Source organism: Streptomyces sp. NPDC006655 (genome assembly GCF_040703965.1).
Lineage (GTDB): Bacteria > Actinomycetota > Actinomycetes > Streptomycetales > Streptomycetaceae > Streptomyces.
On sequence record NZ_JBEYJU010000034.1, the window covers coordinates 36,780 to 51,483 of the forward strand.

At 70.7% G+C, this 14,704-nt stretch carries 14 protein-coding genes; 5 read left to right on the plus strand and 9 right to left on the minus strand.

Going from position 1 to position 14,704, the window contains the following annotated elements:
• Positions 1–17: 17 nt before the first annotated feature.
• On the minus strand, positions 18–1,175 hold the full coding sequence (locus AB0958_RS21040; protein ID WP_366891967.1) for an acyl-CoA dehydrogenase: 1,158 nt from the start codon (positions 1,173–1,175) through the stop codon (positions 18–20).
• Positions 1,176–1,352: 177 nt separating this feature from the next.
• On the opposite strand from AB0958_RS21040, the gene AB0958_RS21045 reads away from it, so the two are divergent.
• Entirely contained in the window at positions 1,353–2,696 is a 1,344-nt protein-coding gene (locus AB0958_RS21045; protein ID WP_366891968.1) for a UDP-glucose/GDP-mannose dehydrogenase family protein, read from the plus strand.
• Between the two features lie 200 nt (positions 2,697–2,896).
• On the opposite strand, the gene AB0958_RS21050 is transcribed toward AB0958_RS21045, so the two are convergent.
• On the minus strand, positions 2,897–3,403 hold the full coding sequence (locus AB0958_RS21050; protein ID WP_366891969.1) for a CGNR zinc finger domain-containing protein: 507 nt from the start codon (positions 3,401–3,403) through the stop codon (positions 2,897–2,899).
• Positions 3,404–3,516: 113 nt separating this feature from the next.
• Between AB0958_RS21050 and AB0958_RS21055 the strand changes: the two genes are divergently transcribed.
• Positions 3,517–3,876: a VOC family protein gene (locus AB0958_RS21055; protein WP_366891970.1), complete on the plus strand. Its 360-nt coding sequence runs from the start codon at positions 3,517–3,519 to the stop codon at positions 3,874–3,876.
• A 40-nt stretch (positions 3,877–3,916) separates the two neighbouring features.
• Positions 3,917–4,306, plus strand: coding sequence for a VOC family protein (locus AB0958_RS21060; RefSeq protein ID WP_366891971.1), 390 nt, complete (start codon positions 3,917–3,919; stop codon positions 4,304–4,306).
• Between the two features lie 62 nt (positions 4,307–4,368).
• Here AB0958_RS21060 and AB0958_RS21065 read toward each other — a convergent pair whose 3' ends face one another.
• The 4 genes from AB0958_RS21065 to AB0958_RS21080 all read right to left on the minus strand — a co-directional run bounded on the left by AB0958_RS21065 (position 4,369) and on the right by AB0958_RS21080 (position 8,515).
• Positions 4,369–5,457: a dipeptidase gene (locus tag AB0958_RS21065; protein ID WP_366891972.1), complete on the minus strand. Its 1,089-nt coding sequence runs from the start codon at positions 5,455–5,457 to the stop codon at positions 4,369–4,371.
• 200 nt (positions 5,458–5,657) lie between these two features.
• Complete coding sequence (locus AB0958_RS21070) at positions 5,658–6,836, minus strand: dipeptidase (protein ID WP_366891973.1); 1,179 nt, start codon at positions 6,834–6,836, stop codon at positions 5,658–5,660.
• A gap of 21 nt (positions 6,837–6,857) precedes the next feature.
• Positions 6,858–7,379, minus strand: coding sequence for a 5-(carboxyamino)imidazole ribonucleotide mutase (gene purE / locus AB0958_RS21075; RefSeq protein ID WP_366891974.1), 522 nt, complete (start codon positions 7,377–7,379; stop codon positions 6,858–6,860).
• Entirely contained in the window at positions 7,376–8,515 is a 1,140-nt protein-coding gene (locus AB0958_RS21080) for a 5-(carboxyamino)imidazole ribonucleotide synthase (RefSeq protein WP_366891975.1), read from the minus strand. The genes purE and AB0958_RS21080 overlap by 4 nt, the downstream gene beginning before the upstream one ends.
• 207 nt (positions 8,516–8,722) lie before the next feature.
• On the opposite strand from AB0958_RS21080, the gene AB0958_RS21085 reads away from it, so the two are divergent.
• Positions 8,723–9,226 (plus strand): GtrA family protein, encoded by a 504-nt coding sequence (locus AB0958_RS21085; RefSeq protein ID WP_366891976.1) that lies wholly within the window; start codon positions 8,723–8,725, stop codon positions 9,224–9,226.
• A gap of 48 nt (positions 9,227–9,274) precedes the next feature.
• On the opposite strand, the gene AB0958_RS21090 is transcribed toward AB0958_RS21085, so the two are convergent.
• Positions 9,275–10,546 (minus strand): ATP-binding protein, encoded by a 1,272-nt coding sequence (locus AB0958_RS21090; RefSeq protein ID WP_366891977.1) that lies wholly within the window; start codon positions 10,544–10,546, stop codon positions 9,275–9,277.
• 60 nt (positions 10,547–10,606) lie between these two features.
• On the minus strand, positions 10,607–11,284 hold the full coding sequence (locus tag AB0958_RS21095; RefSeq protein ID WP_097264982.1) for a response regulator transcription factor: 678 nt from the start codon (positions 11,282–11,284) through the stop codon (positions 10,607–10,609).
• 492 nt (positions 11,285–11,776) lie between these two features.
• On the opposite strand from AB0958_RS21095, the gene AB0958_RS21100 reads away from it, so the two are divergent.
• Complete coding sequence (locus AB0958_RS21100) at positions 11,777–13,273, plus strand: oligopeptide:H+ symporter (protein ID WP_366891978.1); 1,497 nt, start codon at positions 11,777–11,779, stop codon at positions 13,271–13,273.
• Between the two features lie 110 nt (positions 13,274–13,383).
• Here AB0958_RS21100 and AB0958_RS21105 read toward each other — a convergent pair whose 3' ends face one another.
• The gene (locus AB0958_RS21105; RefSeq protein ID WP_366891979.1) at positions 13,384–14,703 is read right to left on the minus strand and encodes a hypothetical protein; all 1,320 of its coding nucleotides are present in this window, start codon (positions 14,701–14,703) and stop codon (positions 13,384–13,386) included.
• Position 14,704 lies beyond the last annotated feature (1 nt).

The window sequence follows — 14,704 nt, forward strand, 5'->3', positions numbered from 1 at the left end:
GGTGAACTCTTTTGCTGTTACGGCAGGTTGCGGGCCATCACGATCCGCTGGACCTGGTTCGTGCCCTCATAAATCTGCGTGATCTTCGCGTCGCGCATCATGCGCTCCACCGGGTAGTCGCGGGTGTAGCCGTAGCCGCCGAGGAGTTGGACGGCGTCCGTGGTGACCTCCATGGCGACGTCCGAGGCGAAGCACTTGGCCGCCGCGCCCTGGAAGGTGAGGTCGGCGTCGCCGCGCTCGGAGGCGGCCGCGGCCTGGTAGGTGAGGGCGCGGGCGGCGGCGATCTTCATGGCCATGTCGGCGAGCATGAACTGGATGCCCTGGAAGTCGGCGATCGCCTTGCCGAACTGCTTGCGCTCCTGGACGTAGCCCTTGGCGTAGTCGAGGGCGCCCTGGGCGACACCGAGCGCCTGGGCGGCGATGGTGATCCGGGTGTGGTCCAGGGTCTTCATCGCGGTGGCGAAGCCGGTGCCCTCGTCGCCGATCATGCGGTCGGCGGGGATGCGGACGTTGTCGAAGTAGACCTCGCGGGTCGGCGAGCCCTTGATGCCGAGCTTCTTCTCCGGCGCGCCGAAGGAGACGCCCTCGTCGGACTTCTCGACGACGAAGGCGGAGATCCCCTTGGTGCGCTTGGTCGGGTCGGTGACCGCCATGACCGTGTAGTACTCGGAGACGCCCGCGTTGGTGATCCAGCGCTTCACGCCGTTGAGGACGTAGTGGTCGCCGTCGCGGACCGCCTTCGTCTTCATGCCACCGGCGTCGGAGCCCGCGTCCGGCTCGGAGAGGCAGTACGAGAACATGGCGTCGCCCTTGGCGAGCGGGGTGAGGTACTTCTTCTTCAGGTCCTCGCCGCCGGACAGGATCACCGGGAGCGAGCCCAGCTTGTTCACGGCGGGGATCAGGGACGAGGAGACGCAGGCGCGGGCCACCTCCTCGATCACGATGACGGTGGCGAGCGCGTCCGCGCCGGAGCCGCCGTACTCCTCGGGCACGTGCACCGCGTGCAGGTCGTTGGCGACCAGCGCGTCCAGCGCCTCCTGCGGGAAGCGGGCCTCCTCGTCCACCGCGGCCGCGTACGGGGCGATCTTCGCCTCGACCAGCGCACGGACGACGTCGCGGAGCATGTCGTGCTCCTCGGACGGGCGGTACAGGTCGAAGTCAGCCGATCCGGCCAAGGTCTCTCACTCCAGACGCAGTGGTGCTGACGCTAATTACTGTTAAGTAACTCAAAGTTTAGAACGTCGCCCGCGCAGCGGTGACGTGAGCTTGGTGACAGCGGGAAAGTTGCCCGGAACACGGCCCGGTTATGCTCGGGCCGCAGCCCGCACCCACGTCCCCGAGCTGGAGCATCCATGAGCCTCAAGATCACCGTGATCGGCACCGGCTATCTCGGCGCCACCCATGCCGCGGCCATGGCCGAGCTGGGCTTCGAGGTGCTCGGGCTGGACGTCGTACCCGAGAAGATCGCGATGCTGGAGCGCGGCGAGACCCCGATGTACGAACCGGGGCTCGACGAGTTGCTGCGCCGGCACGTGGCCGGTTTCGAGGGCTCCACCGGGCGGCTGCGCTTCACCACCGACTGGGCCGAGGTCGGCGCCTTCGGCGACGTGCACTTCGTCTGCGTGAACACCCCGCAGAAGCACGGCGAGTACGCGTGCGACATGTCGTACGTCGACTCCGCGATCGCCTCGCTCGCCCCGCATCTCACCGGGCCCGCGCTGGTCGTCGGCAAGTCGACGGTGCCCGTCGGCTCGGCGGACCGGCTCGCCGCGTACCTCGCCGAGAACGCGCCCGCCGGCGCCGATGCCGAACTGGCCTGGAACCCGGAGTTCCTGCGCGAGGGCTTCGCCGTGCAGGACACCCTGCACCCGGACCGGGTCGTGGTGGGTGTGCGCAGCGAGCGCGCCGAGAAGCTGCTGCGCGAGGTGTACGCGACGCCGGTGGGCGAGGGCACGCCGTTCGTGGTGACGGACTTCCCGACCGCGGAGCTGGTGAAGACCTCGGCGAACTCCTTCCTCGCCACGAAGATCTCCTTCATCAACGCGATGGCGGAGGTCTGCGAGGCCGGCGGCGGTGACGTGGTGAAGCTGGCGGAGGCGATCGGGTACGACGACCGGATCGGGAAGAAGTTCCTGCGGGCCGGGATCGGGTTCGGCGGCGGCTGCCTGCCGAAGGACATCCGCGCCTTCATGGCCCGGGCCGGTGAGCTCGGCGCCGACCAGGCGCTGACCTTCCTGCGCGAGATCGACTCCATCAACATGCGGCGCCGCGGGCAGATGGTCGAGATGGCCCGGGAGGCGCTGGGCGGGGGGTCGTTCCTCGGGAAGCGGGTGGCGGTGCTCGGCGCGGCGTTCAAGCCGGACTCGGACGACGTACGGGACTCGCCGGCGCTGAACGTGGCGGGGCAGATCCATCTGCAGGGCGGCCAGGTCACGGTGTACGACCCGAAGGGGATGGGGAACGCGCGGAAGCTGTTTCCGACGCTGGGCTATGCGGAGTCCGCGCCGGAGGCCGTGCGGGGGGCGCACGTCGTGCTGCATCTGACCGAGTGGCGGGAGTTCCGGGAGCTGGATCCGGAGGTGCTGGGCGAGGTGGCCGCGGCCCGGGTGATTCTCGACGGGCGCAACGCGCTGGATCCTGAGGTCTGGCGGCGGGCCGGGTGGACGTATCGCGCCATGGGCCGGCCGACCGCGTAAGGCCGCGGGTGCGCGGGGCCGGTCGCGCCCGCGCGGCGCCGGTCGCACGTCGACACGGACCCGCGCCCCTGACGGGGCGCTCCGGCACCAGGTGTGCACAGCGCACGACACCGGTTCGGCCGAGGCTCAGTCGGCCGAACCGGTGTCTTGTTGCATTCTGCACCACGCGGCACGGGCGTGAGCGGTGAACCGGCTGTGCGTTACCGGTCCTTGGCCCGGTAACGGCGCATCTTCGCCCGCGACCCGCACACCTGCATGGAGCACCAGCGGCCGCGTCCGGCCGGGCTGCGGTCGTAGTACGCCCAGTGGCAGGTGTCGTCCTCGCACGCCTTGAGCCGGGTCCAGGTGCCTTCGACCAGGGCGTTGGCCACCGCCGCGGCCACGCGGGAGAGAAGGGGGCCGGAGTCGGCGGGGGCGAGGGTCGCCGAGCCGTCCGCGGGGTCCACGGCGACGTGGAGGGGAGCGGCGGCCAGCAGGTCGCCCAGCGGGGTGACCGCACGGTGCGGCGGGTGGCCGGCGTGGGCGAGGAGGGTGGCGCGCAGGGACTCGCGCAGGGTGCGGGCGGCCGCGACCTCGGCCTCCGTGATGCCGAGGCCTGCCCTGCCGTCCCGCGTGTCCAGGGCGTCGGCGCCGGACTCCAGGTCCAGGGTGTTCACCAGGGCCTCCACCAGGGCCAGGCCGCCCGGCGCCGGCGATCTTCCACTCATCCCCGCGCGTCACCTCCGCAATCTGCTTGCGACGTTACCTCCACTGCGGGAGCATGCGGTAACCGTTACTGGTTACCCGCCACTACAGGTAACTCGGACTCGAGGAGGAAGTCATGGCTCTCGCCAAGCTCGGTGTCGTCGTCCTGGACTGTCCCGACCCCGCCGCGCTCGCCGGTTTCTACGCCGGGGTGCTGGGCGGAAGCGTGGAGGGAGAGGGCGACTGGGTGGACCTGAAGGTGCCCGGCGGCCAGGCGCTGGCGTTCCAGAAGGCGCCCGGTCACGTGCCGCCGAAGTGGCCCGCGGCCGACGACTCGCAGCAGTTCCACCTGGACCTGGTGGTGCCGGACCTGGACGCGGCCGAGAAGGGGGTGCTGGAGCTGGGCGCGAAGCCGCTGGACGCGACGGACCGGACCCGCAGTTTCCGGGTGTACGCCGACCCGGCGGGGCACCCGTTCTGCCTCTGCGCCTGCTGAAACAGCGCCTCCGGACAGACCCGTCGAGAGAGGGAGACCCATGGCGTCCGTCGCCCGACTGCGCAACGTAGTGATCGACTGTCCCGACCCGCTCGCCCTGGCCGAGTTCTACGCGGCCGTGGCCGGCGGCTCCCCGGCGGCGGAGGAGGACGACTGGGTGGTGCTGAAGCTGCCGGACGGGCCGCGGCTGTGCTTCCAGCGGGCCGACGGGTACACCCCGCCTCAGTGGCCGCGCGCCGACCGCGACTCCCAGCAGTTCCACCTCGACTTCGACGCGGGGCCGACGTGGGAGGACGTCGACGCGGCCGAGAAGAAGGTGCTGGCGCTCGGGGCCCGGCTGCTGAGGCGGGAGGACGATCCCGAAGCCGAGGACTTCCGGGTGTACACCGACCCGGCCGGACACCCGTTCTGCCTCTGCCGCATCGACTGACCGGTACGCGGGCCGTCGGCCGCCGGGCCCGGCCGGTCACTCCTCCGGGTCGGTTCGGCCGGTCACTCCTCCGGATCGGTCGGGCGGGGCTGGTTCGGGTCCCGGCGGCGTTGCGACGCGCGGGCTGTGAAGTCGGCGCTGCGCAGGGCCCGCTGGACGTTTCCCCAGGTCAGCAGGGCCAGTTCGGGCTCTGACCAGCCGCGTCTGAGCAGTTCGGCGATCAGCCGGGGGTAGCAGGAGGCGTCGGCGAGGTCGCGGGGGTGGGCGGCGCCCGAGTCGTAGGTGCCGGACAGGGCGACGCACTCGGGTCCCGCCACCAACCGGACGTGGTCGAGGTGGTCGGCGACGTCCGGGACCGTCGGCCCGGTCTGCTCGGCGGCCAGCGGCACCATGCACACGCCCTTGTGCTCCCCCAGCCGCGCGAGCAGGTCGTCGGAGAGGTTGGCGGAGTGCGGGCGTACCGCCGCGGCCGCGGAGCGGGTGCACAGGACCGGTGTCTTGGAGAGGGCGAGCACCCGGGCGAGGGCGGCCGCCGGGGCACCGGACAGGTCGGCGAGCACCCCGAGCCGGTTCATCTCCCGGACCACCTCCTCGCCGAACCGGGTCAGCCCCTCCTCGCCCGCCCAGGCGGCGCCCGCGAGGGAGAGCACGCGCAGGCCGAGGGAGTGCAGGACCCGCAGGATGCCGAGGGAGTCGTCGACGGCGGCGGCGGAGGCCGGCCCGAGCACCACGGCGACCCGGCCGCAGTGCCGGGCGTCGATGATCTGGCCGGCGGTGCGCACCATCCGCAGGCCCTCCGGATGTGCCTCGACGACCCGGCGGGCCAGGTCCAGCTGCTCCAGCGTGGCGCCCACGGCCCGCTCGTCCGGCGCCACCTGCAAGGACCAGAACAGCGCGCCGACGTGCCCTTCGCGCAGCCGGGGTACGTCCGTGTCCACGGCGGCCTCGCCCAGCTCCAGGTCGTACCAGGGCAGCGGTTCGAGGGCCCGCGGCAGTCCGCTGTAGCCGTCCGCGACCGGGTGCTCGGCCAGCAGGGCGTGCGCCCGTCCCAGGAGTTCGCGGTCGGTCTCCGCCGGGAACGGATCGTCCGGGAGCCAGTCGCCCTGACCGACCTCGGTCGCGGCGGGGACGTCGTTCTGGAGGTCGGCCATGGGGGCTCCGTACGTCGTCGTGGGCTACGTCGTGAAGGGGCTGTGGTCCACCGTCGCACGCCCGGCCGGGAGGGTTCCTGGTGGACGGGGCGTTCGGGGGTATCGCCGCTTCAGCGCCCGTACGGTCCGTACGGGGACGTGCGGGGCCGTGGCCGCGCCGTCCCCGCCGGTGCGTGAGCCGCCGCGAGCCGGGCCGGGTGTCAGCCGTCCAGGGACTCGATCGTGGCGTGGGAGGGTCCGCGGGTCGCCTGGAGGTCGCGGGCCACGTCCTCTGCCGCGCCGAGCACGCGGACCGCGTTCTGCCAGGTCAGCTTGGCCAGGTCGGGCCTGGACCAGCCGCGGTCGAGGAGTTCGGCGAGGAGGTTGGGGTAGCCGGAGACGTCGTCCAGGCCGTCGGGGGTGAAGGCCGTGCCGTCGTAGTCGCCGCCGATGCCGAGGTGGTCGATGCCGGCGACCTCGCGCATGTGGTCGAGGTGGTCGGCGACCGTGGCGGTGGTCGCGACCGGGCGGGGGTTGCTCTCCTCGAAGGCGCGGTGGACCTTCATCGCCTCCTCGGTGGTGTCGAGGTGGTGGAGGCCGTGGGCGCGCATGTTGTCGTCGGCCGCCGCCGTCCAGTCGACCGCCGCCTGGAGCACGAACTTCGGCACGAACGTCACCATCGCCATGCCGCCGTTGGCGGGGAGGCGTTCGAGGACGTCGTCCGGGATGTTGCGTGGATGGTCGCAGACGGCCCGGGCGGAGGAGTGGGAGAAGATCACCGGGGCGGTGGTGGTGTCCAGGGCCGCGCGCATGGTCGTGGCCGCGACGTGCGAGAGGTCGACCAGCATGCCCAGGCGGTTCATCTCCCTCACCACCTCGCGGCCGAAGGCGGACAGGCCGCCGACGTTCGGCTCGTCCGTCGCGGAGTCCGCCCAGTCGTTGTTGTCGTTGTGGGTGAGCGTCATGTAGCGCACGCCCAGCTCGTACAGACCTCGCAGGGTGCCCAGCGAGTTGTCGATCGAGTGGCCGCCCTCCGCGCCCATGAGGGACGCGATGCGGCCTTCCGCGCGCGCCGCCTCCATGTCCGCGGCGGTCAGCGCGGCCCGCAGGTCGGCCGGGTAACGGGCGATCAACTGCCGTACGCAGTCGATCTGTTCGAGAGTCGCCGGGACCGCGCCCGGCAGGTCCGAGCGGACGTACACCGACCAGTACTGCGCGCCGACCCCGCCCTCGCGCAGGCGCGGGATGTCGGTGTGCAGGCGGGCGTTCTGGTGGGTGCCGATGTCGAGGGCGTCGAGGTCGTAGCGGACCTGCTCGCGCAGTGCGTACGGCAGGTCGTTGTGGCCGTCGACGACCGGGAACTCGCGCAGCAGGGACCGGGCTTCGTCGAGAGAGGTCATTGCGTATTGCTTCCCGGAGTCCTACTTGCCGAAGCCGAAGCCGGTCGGGCCCTCGACCTTGGACCGCAGGCGCTTGCCCTTCTCGGTCGCCTGGTCGTTGAGGTCCTGCTGGAACTCGCGCATCCGCTGGAGGAGGTCCTCGTCGTGCGCGGCGAGGATGCGGGCGGCCAGCAGACCGGCGTTGCGGGCGCCGGCGACGGAGACGGTGGCGACCGGGACGCCCGCCGGCATCTGCACGATGGAGAGCAGGGAGTCCATGCCGTCGAGGTACTTCAGCGGGACCGGCACACCGATGACCGGGAGGGGCGTGACCGAGGCGAGCATGCCCGGGAGGTGGGCCGCTCCCCCGGCGCCCGCGATGATCACCTTCAGCCCGCGGTCGGCGGCCTGCTCGCCGTACGTGATCATCTCGCGCGGCATGCGGTGCGCGGAGACCACATCGACCTCGTACTCGATCTCGAACTCGTCCAGGGCCTTGGCGGCGGCCTCCATGACGGGCCAGTCGGAGTCGGAACCCATCACGATGCCAACAACGGGGCTCATTCTGTGATCGTGCCTCTCAGGTAGCCGGCTGCGTGACGTGCGCGGTCGAGTACGTCGTCCAGGTCGTCGCCGTAGGTGTTGACGTGGCCGACCTTGCGGCCGGGCTTCACGTCCTTGCCGTACATGTGGATCTTCAGTTTGGGGTCGCGGGCCATGCAGTGCAGGTACGCGGAGTACATGTCGGGGTAGTCGCCGCCCAGGACGTTGACCATGACGGTCCACTTCGCGCGCGGGCGCGGGTCGCCCAGGGGCAGGTCCAGGACCGCGCGGACGTGGTTGGCGAACTGGGAGGTGATCGCGCCGTCCTGGGTCCAGTGCCCGGAGTTGTGGGGGCGCATCGCCAGTTCGTTGACGAGGATGCGGCCGTCGCGGGTCTGGAACAGCTCCACGGCCAGGTGGCCGACGACGCCGAGTTCCTTGGCGATGGTCAGGGCCATCTCCTCGGCCCGCAGCGCGAGGTCCTCGTCCAGGTCGGGGGCGGGGGCGATCACCGTGTCGCAGACGCCGTTCACCTGCTGGGACTCGACCACCGGGTAGGCGACGGCCTGGCCGTGCGGGGAGCGTACGACGTTGGCGGCGAGCTCGCGGACGTAGTCGACCTTCTCCTCGGCGAGGACCGGCACGCCGGCCCGGAACGGGTCGGCGGCCTCCTCGGCCGTCTCCACGACCCACACGCCCTTGCCGTCGTAGCCGCCGCGGACCGTCTTGAGGACGACGGGGAACCCGTCGCCCTCGGCCGCGAACCGGACCACGTCCTCCTGGTCGGCCACGATCCGGTGCCGTGGGCACGGCACGCCGATCGCGGTGAGCTTCGCCCGCATCACGCCCTTGTCCTGGGCGTGCACCAGCGCGTCGGGGCCGGGGCGCACGGGAATGCCGTCCGCCTCCAGGGCCCGCAGATGCTCGGTGGGGACATGCTCGTGATCGAAGGTGATCACGTCGCAGCCGCGCGCGAACTCACGCAGCGTGTCCAGGTCGCGGTAGTCGCCGACGACGACATCGCTCACCACCTGGGCCGCCGAGTCCTGAGGGGTGTCACTGAGGAGCTTGAACCTGATGCCCAGCGGGATGCCCGCCTCGTGCGTCATACGCGCGAGCTGACCCCCGCCGACCATGCCGACTACCGGGAACGTCACACCCTCAGGGTATCGGCCGCGCCGGGGTGGCCGAATCGCACGCCCCCGACCAGCGCTCTTACCCGCCGCTTCGCCGCCTCTTGCCCCGGTTTTCCGGTCTTCTTCCCAAGCCGTTCCCCAGCTGTGTCGCCATCCGCAGGCACGGGGCACCCGGGATCGTTAGCATGGCTGGGTCGCCAACACCTACGGACGGGAGCCCGCACAACCATGGAACGTGGTTCCTCGGGGCTGCAACGGCTCGTACGCGAGGTCGCCAAGTTCGGCGCCGTCGGCGGGGCCGGAATTCTCGTCAATCTCGGCGTCTTCAACCTGGTCCGGCACGTCACCGAGCTGCCGGTGGTGCGCGCGAGTGTCATAGCCACCGTCGTCGCCATCGTCTTCAACTACCTGGGCTTCCGCTACTGGACGTACCGGGACCGTGACAAGGGCGGCCGCACCAGGGAACTCTCCCTGTTCCTGCTGTTCAGCGCGATCGGTCTGGTGATCGAGAACGGGGTGCTGTACCTGGCGACCTACGAGTTCGGCTGGGACAGCCCGCTGCAGAGCAACGTCTTCAAGTTCGTCGGCATCGGCGTGGCGACGTTGTTCCGCTTCTGGTCGTACCGCAGCTGGGTGTTCAAGGCGCTGCCGGCCCGTGACACGGTCGCGGACGCGGAGGCCATCCTGGAGCGGGCCGCCGACTCACGGAAGCCCAGGCAACGGGTCCGCTAGCGCGTCGCCCCGACGGACGCCGGGAGACCGGCACCCGGCGGAGGGCCCCTAGCGGACCGTCGGGAGGTCGTCGTCCGGCTTGTGCTGGGGCGGGGTCCGGGACAGGAACAGGCCGAACACCGGTGGCTGTGCCTGGAGCAGTTCGAGGCGGCCGCCGTCGGCCTCCGCGAGGTCGCGGGCGACGGCCAGCCCGATCCCGGTGGAGTTGCGGCCGCTGATGGTCCGCTCGAAGATCCGGTTGCCGAGGTCGGCGGGGACCCCGGCGCCCTCGTCGGTCACCTCGACCACGGCCTGGTTGCCGGTGACCCGGGTGCGCAACGCGACCGTGCCACCGCCGTGCATCAGCGAGTTCTCGATCAGCGCGGCCAGCACCTGCGCCACCGCGCCCGGCGTCCCCACGGCCCGCAGGTGCCGTTTGCCCGAGCTGACGATCGCCCGGCCCACCCCGCGGTAGGCGGGCCGCCACTCGGCGAGCTGCTGCTGGATGACCTCGTCCAGGTCGAAGGAGACGGCGGAGCCGGTGCGCGGGTCGCGGGAGTTCGTCAGCAGCCGCTCGACGACGTCCGTGAGCCGCTCGACCTGCGTGAGCGCCACGTTCGCCTCCTCCTTCACGATGTCCGGGTCATCCGTGAGGGTGATCTCCTCCAGGCGCATGGACAGCGCGGTGAGCGGGGTGCGCAGCTGGTGGGAGGCGTCGGCGGCGAGGCGCCGCTCGGCGGTGAGCATCCGCCCGATCCGCTCGGCGGAGGAGTCCAGGACGTCGGCGACCCGGTCCAGCTCGGGAACGCCGTACCGCTTGTGACGGGGCCGCGGGTCGCCGGAGCCCAGCCGCTCCGCGGTCTCCGCGAGGTCGGTGAGCGGAGAGGCGAGCCGGTTGGCCTGCCGGATGGCGAGCAGCACAGCGGCGATCACAGCGAGCAGCGCGACCGCCGCGATGATCAGCAGCGTACGGCCGACCTCCCGGGTCACCGTGGAACGCGGCTCCTGGACGGTGACCGTCTCGCCCTCCTCACCGTCGGCGGTGAAGTGGATGACGTCGCCCTCGGGCTTCGCACCGAGCTCGATCACCGGCTTCCCCGGGATCCGGATGACGGCGTACTGCTCCTTCGAGACCTGGCTGCGCAGTATCTCGGCGGTCACGTCCTCGTCCCCGAGGATCCGGCTGTCCACGATGCTGGCGAGCCGCAGCGCCTCGGAGTCGACGCGCTCCTGGGCGCTGTTGCTGATGGTCCGCGACTCGACGATCACGAGAGAGACGCCGAACACGGCGATGACGACGAGTACGACGGCGAGGGTGGACTGGATCAGACGACGACGCACGGCACTCTCCGGGAGACGACCACATCAGCACCCCGGGAGGGGGCGCGCTGCGCAGCCGACCTAGCTCTTCTCGAAACGGAACCCGACGCCGCGCACGGTGGCGATGTACCGGGGGTTCGCCGCGTCGTCGCCGAGCTTCTTGCGCAGCCACGAGATGTGCATGTCGAGCGTCTTGGTGGACGACCACCACGTCGTGTCCCAGACCTCGCGCATCAGCTGGTCCCTGGTCACCACCCGGCCGGCGTCCCGCACCAGCACCCGCAGCAGGTCGAACTCCTTCGCAGTGAGCTGGAGTTCCTCGTCCCCCATCCACGCCCGGTGCGACTCCACGTCGATGCGCACACCGTGGGTGGCCGGCGGCTGCGCGGGCTCCGTGGCCCCCCTGCGCAGCAGCGCCCGCACCCGGGCGAGCAGTTCGGCGAGCCGGAACGGCTTGGTGACGTAGTCGTCGGCGCCCGCGTCGAGACCGACGACGGTGTCCACCTCGTCGGCCCGCGCGGTCAGGATGAGGATCGGCACGGCGTGGCCCTCGGCCCGCAGCCGGCGCGCGACCTCCAGGCCGTCCATGCCGGGCAGCCCGAGGTCCAGCACGACCAGATCGACGCCGCCCTGCATTCCGGCGTCGAGTGCGGTCGGTCCGTCCTCGCGCACCTCGACCTCGTAACCTTCCCGGCGCAGGGCGCGGGCCAGCGGCTCCGAGATGGACGCGTCGTCCTCGGCGAGCAGTACACGGGTCATGAGCTGATGGTAGACCGCTCACGCGCTGTAAAGGAGTGTGATCGGCACCCGGGATTCTTACCTTGGGGCACAGTGGTACGAACCTGTGGGTGACAGGTGCGATCGTAGAAGGGACCTTCGAAAGGCGTCCTGAGGTTCCCCCGACACCTGTGATCCGTGTCTCAAGTCCTTCCATATCCGGCAGTGTCCTGACGTAGAGTGAAGAGAACGCCTGTAGTACACCCGGGGACCTTCGGTGGGCATCTCGTCGCTGAAGGTCTCTTTCGTGTGCGGGCCGGTTCGATCCGGCCTTGAAAGGAATGACCTCTGGCCGGGCCCCGGACGCGACGCAGCGTCACGGAGCGTGGATCCCGGTGGTCGCCGTCCGCCGCCCCGCGACCCGGGACGGACTCCCCCTGGGCGTGGGGTGGACGGTCCGACCCGCCGGTGCCGGCCGCTCCCCCCACGGGCGCGCAAAGCCCCGCCGCGCGCTCCGACCAGCAAGGAACGACCATGGCGTCCAGCCTGACGAAGGACTCGGTCCGACCGGGCACCCCCGGTTCCGAGAAGACCTTCTTCGGCCACCCCCGCGGACTGGCCACTCTCTTCATGACCGAGATGTGGGAGCGATTCTCCTACTACGGCATGAAGGCCCTGCTCCCGCTGTACCTGGTCGCTCCCGGCGGCCTGCACATGAGCGCGGCCACGGCGACGGCGATCTACTCGGTGTACCTGTCGCTCGTGTACCTGCTCGCCCTGCCGGGCGGCTGGTTCGCCGACCGCGTCCTCGGCCCCCGCAAGACGGTCGCCGTCGCGGGTACGGTCATCATGCTCGGCCACCTGACGCTGGCGCTGCCCAGCTCCGGGACGTTCTTCGCGGGCCTCGGCCTGGTCGCGATCGGTTCCGGTCTGCTGAAGGCCAACATCTCCACGATGGTCGGCCACCTGTACGACGGCCCGGACGACCCGCGCCGTGACGGTGGCTTCACGCTCTTCTACATCGGCATCAACCTGGGCGCGTTCGCCGCGCCGCTGGTCATCGGCACCGTCGGTGAGAGCTACAACTGGCACCTCGGCTTCGCGCTGGCCGCGGTCGGCATGGCGCTGGGCCTCGCCCAGTTCCTGCTGGGCACCCGCCACCTGAGCTCGCGTTCGGACATCGTCCCGACGCCGCTGTCCGCCGCGGAGAAGAAGGCGACGCTGACGAAGGCCGGCCTCTGGGCCGCCGTCGCCGCGGTCTTCTACCTCGTCGTGGGTGTCTCCGGCGTCTACACGCTGAACTGGCTGCTGGTCCCGATCACGATCGCCGGTCTGCTGATCCCAGTGTTCGTCATCGCCCGCATCAAGCGGGACAAGGACCTGGACCGCGCCGAGCAGTCCAAGATGAGCGCGTACATCTGGTTCTTCGTGGCCGCCGCGGTCTTCTGGATGATCTACGACCAGGGTGGCTCGACCGTCTCCCTGTTCGCCGACGCGTCCGCCAAGAACACGATCTTCGGCTGGAACTTCCCGGTCTCCTGGTACCAGTCCGTCAACCCGGTCATGATCATGGCGTTCGCGCCGGTGTTCGCCTGGGCGTGGCTGGCGCTGGCCCGCCGGGGCAAGGAGCCGAGCACGGCCGTGAAGTTCGCCGGTGGCCTGGTGCTGATCGGTGCGTCGTTCTTCCTGTTCCTCGCGCCGCTGTCGATCGCCGACGGCGGTCACAAGGCCGCGGCGATGTGGCTGGTGGGGATCTACTTCGTCCAGACCGTGGGTGAGCTGATGCTGTCCCCGGTGGGTCTGTCCGTGACGACGAAGATGGCTCCGGCGAAGTACGCGTCCCAGATGATGGGTGTGTGGTTCCTCGCGGTGACCGCGGGTGACGCGACGACCGGCTTGCTGTCGATCGCCGGGGTCGACCTGAACAAGACGGGGATCGTGGCGCTCCAGGCGGTGCTGGCGGTACTGGCCGGTGTGGCCGTGTGGATGTACCGGAAGAAGGTCCGCGAGCTGATGGGCGACGTTCACTGATCGTCTTCTGACGGAGGGCCACCGGGATTTCGGATTCCGGTGGCCCTCTTACGTTTTCGGCTAACGGTTTGTGGGGGCTGAGCGCGCAGTTCCCCGCGCCCCTGGGTTTCTCATCGCGTCCTTCGTTTCGGCATGAAGGTGAACACCGCGCCGCCCAGCAGGATCGCCGTTCCCGCCACCAGACCCAGCGCCTTCAGTGCGCCATTGCTGTTGTCACCGGTCTCTGCCAGGCCGCCGCTGCTCGATGACGATGAGCCGCCTGAGGTCGACGTGCTGCCCGACGCCCCGCCCGCCTGCTGTGTCGTGTCCAGGGTCAGGGAGACCTCCGTCTTCGTCGGCGTGCACGTCGTGGTCGTACCGAGGGCCTGGACCGTCAGGACGCCCGGTGACAGCGTCGACGTACCGCTCGCGCCCGGTGTGTAGGCGCCCGTCAGGTCCGGGATCTCGATGGGGGCGCCGGACTTGATCGCAGCGGAGTTGGTGGGGCCCTCCACATGGACCGTGCCCTTGTCGGCGCCGCCCAGGACCACCTCCATCGACGGCTTCACCGAGTCCGCCGGGATGTCCACCGGGCTGTCCATCACCGACTTCTTGAACTGCACGGTGAGGTCGAAACGGCCGCCGTCCTTCTTTGCGTTGATCTGCACCGGAGAGGTCGCGCTCTTGTCGCCGATGGGCGTCTTGCAGGCGTAGGGGATGTCGACCTCCTTGCCCGTGAAGTCGGTCTGGCCGCCGCCCGTGCCGCCGGAGGCGGACGCGGACGCGGATGCCGACACGGACGCCGACGCCGAGTCGGAGGGGCTCGCCGGGCCGGAGGGTGAGGTGGAGGTGGAAGGGGAGGCGGACGCGGTGTCCGTCGGGCTCGCCGAGCCGGTCGAACCGGTTGAGGTCACCTCGATCGTCGCCGCCTTCGGGACCGGCGCGGAGGGGGTGCACACGGTGTTCGTGCCGTACGCGTTGACCGTGTACGCGTCCGGGGTGAGCGTCACCTCGCCGGGAGACGTCAGTTTCAGCGTGCCCGTCATGTCGGACAGCACCATGTCGCCGCCCTTGGGGATCGCCGGGTTCTTGCGCGGCCCCTGCATCGCGATGTCGGCGCTCTGGGCGCCGGCCGCCTTGAGGGTGCCGGACGGCTGGACCGTGTCGGCGGGCAGATCGATGATGTTCGGGTTCTTGGACGCGGCCTGCACGAACTTCCAGGTGACGTCGACCGTGTCGCCGACCTTGGCGGTGGCGGGCGCGGTGATCTCGACCTTCGTGGTCCCGTCGATCGGGTCGGCGACCCCGGCGGGCGGAACGCAGTGCGTCGCGTACGACACCTCGGCGGCCTGGGCGGTACCGGCGGCCACGCCGAGCAGGACACCTGCCCCGCCGAGGACCAATGCGGCCGCCGCCGCGCCCGCTCTGACCGGTGTCACTCTCCTTCGCATG